Genomic DNA, 438 nt, shown 5'->3' with positions numbered 1-438 from the left:
GACCCCGTACATTCCCAATTCAGCGATATTTCCGTGAATTTGAAAGCTCTTCTGCTTAACATTCACCTCAGCCATTACTGACTCAATATCATCACTAAAACTCACAGGGATTTCCTCTGGAAAGATCTCACCTATAGTCTCTGGCACTTCGCCAGCCAACAACTGCTCAAACAACTCCGGAGGCAAACTTCCTTCGTAAAACATTCCTAAATCCTGCATCTAACTAATTCCTTTGAGGCACCGCTGCCTGAATAACCCCTATTTTGCGAGGCATTACGCAAATATTTTACCGCTCATTTATGAATACTCATGACTCACCTAAATTACCTTCTTGCGATAAAAGGCCAAGATTGAGAGCAATGAAAATCTACAATGAATTCATCGTACTAGACGGCGAAGAATGCCCGTCAGATACAGACATTACAAGCACACTAATGC

The 438-nt window shown here is 42.2% G+C and carries 1 protein-coding gene; it reads right to left on the bottom strand.

Features of this window, described 5'->3' with window-relative positions:
• Positions 1-219: hypothetical protein (locus AB4585_RS22870; RefSeq protein WP_372171099.1), on the bottom strand; the 219-nt coding region annotated here is incomplete at its 3' end.
• Positions 220-438 lie beyond the last annotated feature (219 nt).

This window comes from Vibrio sp. 10N.222.49.C9 (genome assembly GCF_041474985.1).
Classification (GTDB): Bacteria; Pseudomonadota; Gammaproteobacteria; order Enterobacterales; family Vibrionaceae; genus Vibrio; species Vibrio crassostreae_C.
This window is presented reverse-complemented; position numbering and strand designations above follow the sequence as displayed.